Raw genomic sequence first — 5995 nt, forward strand, 5'->3', positions numbered from 1 at the left:
GTAAAAAGTTTTATTATATATACTACACTTTCATTAGGAGCTATCATTACATCCCTTGCATTTAAATTACCCTGAGGATTGAAAATACCACTAGAACTATTATTTTCAACTGATGCTGTTATTGTTGATCTTTTTTTATCAAAAGCAAAAATATCATTCCCTTTTGCATCTTTTGTTTTTATATCTATAATATTATCTATAATATTCATTTTATTTATTGAAATATCACTGCTTGTATTTGTAACTTTAACTTTATATATAACTATATTATTTGGTGCATATCTATCTTTCTCTGAAGTTGTTTCTATTTTATATGTATACCTTACTAAATTAATAGAATTTGCTGGAACCTCATGTGTTTTATTACGTGCTGAAAAATAAGATTTTACATTTATTTCACCCATGTAATCATCTTGTAATTGTCCCTCTATCTTATATACTACTGTTGCATTTCTTTGTAACAATATATTACTAACATTTAAATTACCATTGGGAGAATAATCACCAACACTATTATCTCCTACACTACTTTCTCCTGTTATTTTTATACTTTTAAATATACTTTGATCAAAGTCTTCTTTTATACTTAAGGCTTTTACTGGAGTATTTCCCATGTTTTTAACTGAAATTTCATATTTAACTATTCCACCTTTTTCATAATATTTGGGCCCTATATTATTAACATCTAAATCATATATTGCTCTTGTCATTATATTTTTTTCTGTTAATATAATTTTATTATTTTCTCTCACATTTACTACTGTTTTTATTGGCCCATTTACATTTTCATTTATTGTTCCTCTAACAATATAATGAACTTCTCCTCCTATTGGAATAAAAACATTTTTTGCAAATAAACTACCATTTAAAGAATATTCTCCCAAGCTTGTATTTTCCCCTTTTTTATCTCCACTATTTTGTATATCTTTAAATATTTTTCCAACTCCCCCTCCATCTAAAGGAGAAAGTAAAGAACCTATCATAAATCCTATTGACCCCTTAAAATCTTTATTACTATTGTTTGTTAAAATAATATCATATCTTACTCCATCGCCATTATCATATTGATTTTCTGTAGTTTCATTTTTTTTTAATTGTAAATTTAATCCAATCATTGAATCTATTGCAAATATATTTATTGCTGAACTTATAAATATTAATATTGCTAAATAGAGTCTCCCCAGTTTTTTCATTTTATTCTCTCCTTAAAAAAATCATTTCATCAAAGTATGTCTTTTCTATGTCTCTTTTATATATTATCATTTTTAAATACTTTTTTCATTTGCTTTAAAAATACTAATTTATTTATATCTTTTTTATAATGCTTTTAGTACATTCTTTTCACTATTTGATAAAATTTATTATTTCAAAAAAATAAAAAAGAGAGTTAAATATTTCATTAACTCTCTACATTTTCTATTATTTATTATAAACCCAGTTTTGAATATCATTAAAATTTTTATTAACAATCTCTTCTACTGTTAATTTTTTTGCATCTATTTTTTCAAAGAATTTTATACTCACTTCACCTTTTTTAGGAAATTTTCTTTGAGCTGGAAATAAGTCATATGCTCCTTTTATTCCAAAAGGTACAATATCTACTTCTAATTCTTTAGCTAATATTGCATAGAATTTTTTAAAAACTCTCATATCTCCATCTCTGCTTCTAGTTCCTTCTGGAAAAATCACTATACTTTTTCCTTTTCTTAAAGATGTCGCTGCACTTTGTAGCGTTTCAGCTAGATTTTTATTTATATCTATTAAAATAATATTAGAATTTTCACCAACATATCTCATTAATTTATTATTAAAATGAGCAACCTTAGCTAAAAAATAAGTATTATTTAATATTTTATTTGGAACACTCTGAGAAAATATAAATCCATCTAAGAAGCTTTGATGATTCCCTATAAATACAGTTGGTTTAGTAATATTTAAGTTTTCTAATCCCTCTTTTTTTATTTTTACATACATTGAAAACATAGGTTTTAAAAGGGTTTTTCCAAATACTCCTATTGTGTTGGATTTAGGAAGATCTTCATCTTGACTTTTTTCAAGAATTTTTGACCAATCAATATCTTTCACATCTATTCCTGTGGTATGAGTTTTTATGTATTCTGAAATTTTTAAAACTGTTGGATTTTCAACTAAAATTTCTTCTGTTATATTAACTCCAAAACTAGCCTCTGCAAATGTCATAAACTCTACTAAATCAAGAGAATCCAGTCCTAAATCAAGCTCTAAATGAGCTGATGATGGTATATTTTTTCCTTTTAAATTTTTCAAATATTTTGAAATTACTTCAAACTCTTCAAAAGTTGGTATATTTTCTTCTTTTTCTTCCTCTATCTTTCCTTCTAATAAATCAGGAACCATAAATCTTCTTATTTTTCCAATTTTTGTTTTTGGAAACTCTTGTTGCACAATTTTTACATCTAATATTTTTTTATAATTAGGTGCTTTATTATTATATTTATCAATTACATCATTTTTCAAAGTTTCTAAAATATTTGTAACTTTTTCCTCTTTCACTTTTGAGAAATTAGGATAAACTACTGCTGTTAATAGTGATTTATACTCAACTATAACTACCTCTTCTACTAAATCTGTTTTTGATGTAATCCATTGCTCAATCTCTATTGGATTAATATTTTTACCATTTGATAAAACTATCATCTCTTTTTTTCTACCAGTTACATATAAATAATCATTCTTAAGTTCTCCTAAATCTCCAGTATGGAACCATCCATCTCCATCAATAACCTCTGCTGTTGCTTTTGGATTATGGTAATATCCTTTCATTAGATTTCTTCCCTTTGAAAGAATCTCCCCATCTTCTGATATTTTCACTTGAACTCCATCCATAATTTTCCCTGCTGAACCAGGAACAACTTCATTAATTGGAGTAAAAGCTATCATTGGTGCCGTTTCTGTAAGTCCATATCCCTCACATATATCAATTCCTAAGATTTTAAAATCCTTTGAAATTTCTGCATTTAACTTTGATCCACCAGATACAAAAAATCTTATATGACCTCCAAATCCTTCATGTACTTTCTTAAATATTTTCTTACTAAAGCTTTTATTATTTAGTTTTTCACACAATTTAAATAACGATTTAGCGACCTTACTAGAGTTGATTTTTTCCATTATTTTTTTATGAAGCATCTCCCAAAGTCTTGGCACTCCTATCATCATAGTTATTTTATGATCTTTTAAAGCTGCCACCATTGCTTGAGATGATATTTCTTTTAAAAATACTATTGTAGAACCCTTCCCCAATGGAACTATTCCAGATCCCAATAATGGGAATATATGGTGCATTGGCAAAAGTGCTAATACTCTATCTGATTCTAAAAACATATTGTATTTATTAAGTCCTTCAATATTTACAAGTATATTATCAAAAGTTAACATAACTCCTTTTGGACTACCTGTTGTTCCTGATGTGTATAAAATTAATGCTACTGCATCTCTATCTGGTGATTCAATTATTCCATCATATTTACTTTCATCTATTTTAATTTCATCTACATTTATAATTTCTAAATTAAAATCTATATCTTTTACAGCTTCTATTGCCACATCTTTAGTATTATTAGAAACAAATATATATTTTGGTTTTGAATCTTCAATAAAATATTTAAATTCAGCTACTTTTGAAGCTGAGTCTAAACATACACACGTTCCCTTTTTGTCCCATACTCCTAAAAATGAAAAGAAAACTTCAGGTCTATTTTCTATAAAAATAACCACATTATCCTCTTTTTTTATATTTAATAAATCTCCATATGCTTTTGAAATTGAAATAAGTTCTATATATGAATATTCTTCTTCTTCATATATAATTGCTGTCTTATTTCTCGGTATTATAAACTCCAATTTTCCCCTCCTATTTCATTACAGGTGTTTTTTTTATAAATGAATTATACCATAATCTTATATTTTTTTCAATAATTCAAAAAAAAGAGAAGATTTAAATTTCTTCTCTTTTTAGACTATTTTGTTATTTTATTCTCTATTTCTTCCCTTGCAATTTTTACAATTTCTTCAATATTTTTATCTTTTGGATATATTTTATCAAGAATCGATATCTTCATTTTTCCTGATTTCATTTTTTCTCCATAAGGCATTAAATCATATGCACCATCTATTGCAAATGGAACTACTGGTATATTTAATTCCTTTGATAAAATTGCAAATGTCTTTTTAAACTCTTGAAGCTCTCCATCTCTTGTTCTTGCCCCTTCAGGGAATATAACTAAATTTTTACCTTCTTTTAAAACTTTTGCTGCAATTTGAAGAGTTTCTTTCAGATTTTTATTAACATCAACTAATATTATATTTGAATTTGAAGCTATATTTCTTTTTATAAAACTTTCAAAATGAATAGAAACAGCGATAAAATATGTATTTTCTAATTCTGATTTTGATAACATTTGTCCAAATGCAAAACCATCTATCATACTTTGATGATTTCCCACATATATTACTGGTGATGTATGCTCTAACTTTGATGTATCCTTTTCTAATTTTATATACTTTGAGAATACAGGTTTAAACAAAACTCTAAGAAATCCAATATATTTTGATGTTGGCATTTTTAAATCTACTGGTTCTGAAAGAATCTTATTCCAATTAATTTCTTGCTCTTCAAAATTTCCACCTTGTTCTCTTATATATTTACAAAGTTCTTCTACTGTTTTTATTCTTGAGAAATCCTCTTCGTGTATCTCTACACCAAAAGTATTCTCAACATAAGTTATTATCTCAACTATATCTAAAGAATCTAATCCTAAATCTATTTCTAAATGAGATTCTGGAATTATTTCAACTTCATCATGAAGAGTTAAAATAAACTTTGATAATGCTTTAAATTCATCTGTATCTACTTCTTTTGATGTTGAAACTTTTTTTACATTCTCTTTTTTTACAACATCATCATCTGAAAAATCTTTAGATAAAGATATTCCTTCAATTAAATCTTTTAACATGAATCTTCTCAATTTTCCTAATTTTGTTTTAGGAAGTTCCTCTTTTACAATTATTATATCTAATATTTTTCTATATTTAGGTGCTGTAACATTATATTTGTCTATAACTTCCCATTTTATAGCCTCTTTAGCATTAGCTATTTTTTTCTCTTCTAAAACTTTAAAATCTGGGTAAATTAGTGCAACTAAGTGATTATTATACTCTGTAACTGCAATTTCCTCAATTAATTTTGTTTCTTTCATTATTTCTGCTTCAACATCAGAAGGATTTATATTTTTACCATTAGATAAAACTATCATCTCTTTCTTTCTTCCAACAATTTTCAAATGATCTCCATCAAACTGACCTAAATCACCTGTATGAAACCATCCATCTTTATCTATTGCTTCTGCTGTTGCCTCTGGTTTGTTATAATATCCCTTCATAACATTTCTACCCTTTACTGAAATCTCACCATCAGTCTCTAATTTCACTGTTACTCCTGGTATAGTTATCCCCACTGTTCCTGGTATTATGTCATTTGGTCTATTAAAACATATAATTGGTGATGTTTCTGTAAGACCGTATCCTTCTAGCATTGCCATTCCAAATGTTTCAAAATCTTCAGCTACTTCTTGGTCAAGTTTAGCTCCTCCCGAAACTAGTATTCTTATATTCCCGCCAAAACCTTCGTGTATTTTTTTGAAAACTAATCTACTTAAAGCTGGACTTTTTATTTTTTTACAAAGATTAAACATTTTTAAACTTAATGAACTTGCCTTTATTTTTGCCATTATTCCTTTATGGAACATCTCCCAAATTCTTGGAACTCCAATCATTACACTAATTTTATATTTCTTAAGATTTCTTTTTATAGCCTCAGATGATAACTCCTCTAATATTACAACTAAGCAACCAAAATATAACGGCATTAACATACTTAAAACTAAAGGTAATACATGATGGAAAGGCAACATTGCAAGTATATTATCACTTTCTGTTACTAAATCTATCTCCTTTA

The 5995-nt window shown here is 26.7% G+C and carries 3 protein-coding genes; all 3 read right to left on the bottom strand.

What is annotated here, in order from left to right; all coding sequences use genetic code 11:
* Positions 1 to 1193, bottom strand: a 1193-nt coding sequence (locus Q0V09_RS06690) for a hypothetical protein (RefSeq protein ID WP_297487829.1), incomplete at its 3' end; no start/stop codon positions are given.
* Positions 1194 to 1419: 226 nt separating this feature from the next.
* Positions 1420 to 3882: an AMP-binding protein gene (locus Q0V09_RS06695; protein WP_297487831.1), complete on the bottom strand. Its 2463-nt coding sequence runs from the start codon at positions 3880 to 3882 to the stop codon at positions 1420 to 1422.
* A 116-nt stretch (positions 3883 to 3998) separates the two neighbouring features.
* Positions 3999 to 5995 (bottom strand): AMP-binding protein (locus Q0V09_RS06700; RefSeq protein WP_297487833.1); only part of this gene is annotated, 1997 nt, incomplete at its 5' end.

This window comes from uncultured Cetobacterium sp., from assembly GCF_947039425.1.
Taxonomy (GTDB): Bacteria; Fusobacteriota; Fusobacteriia; order Fusobacteriales; family Fusobacteriaceae; genus Cetobacterium_A.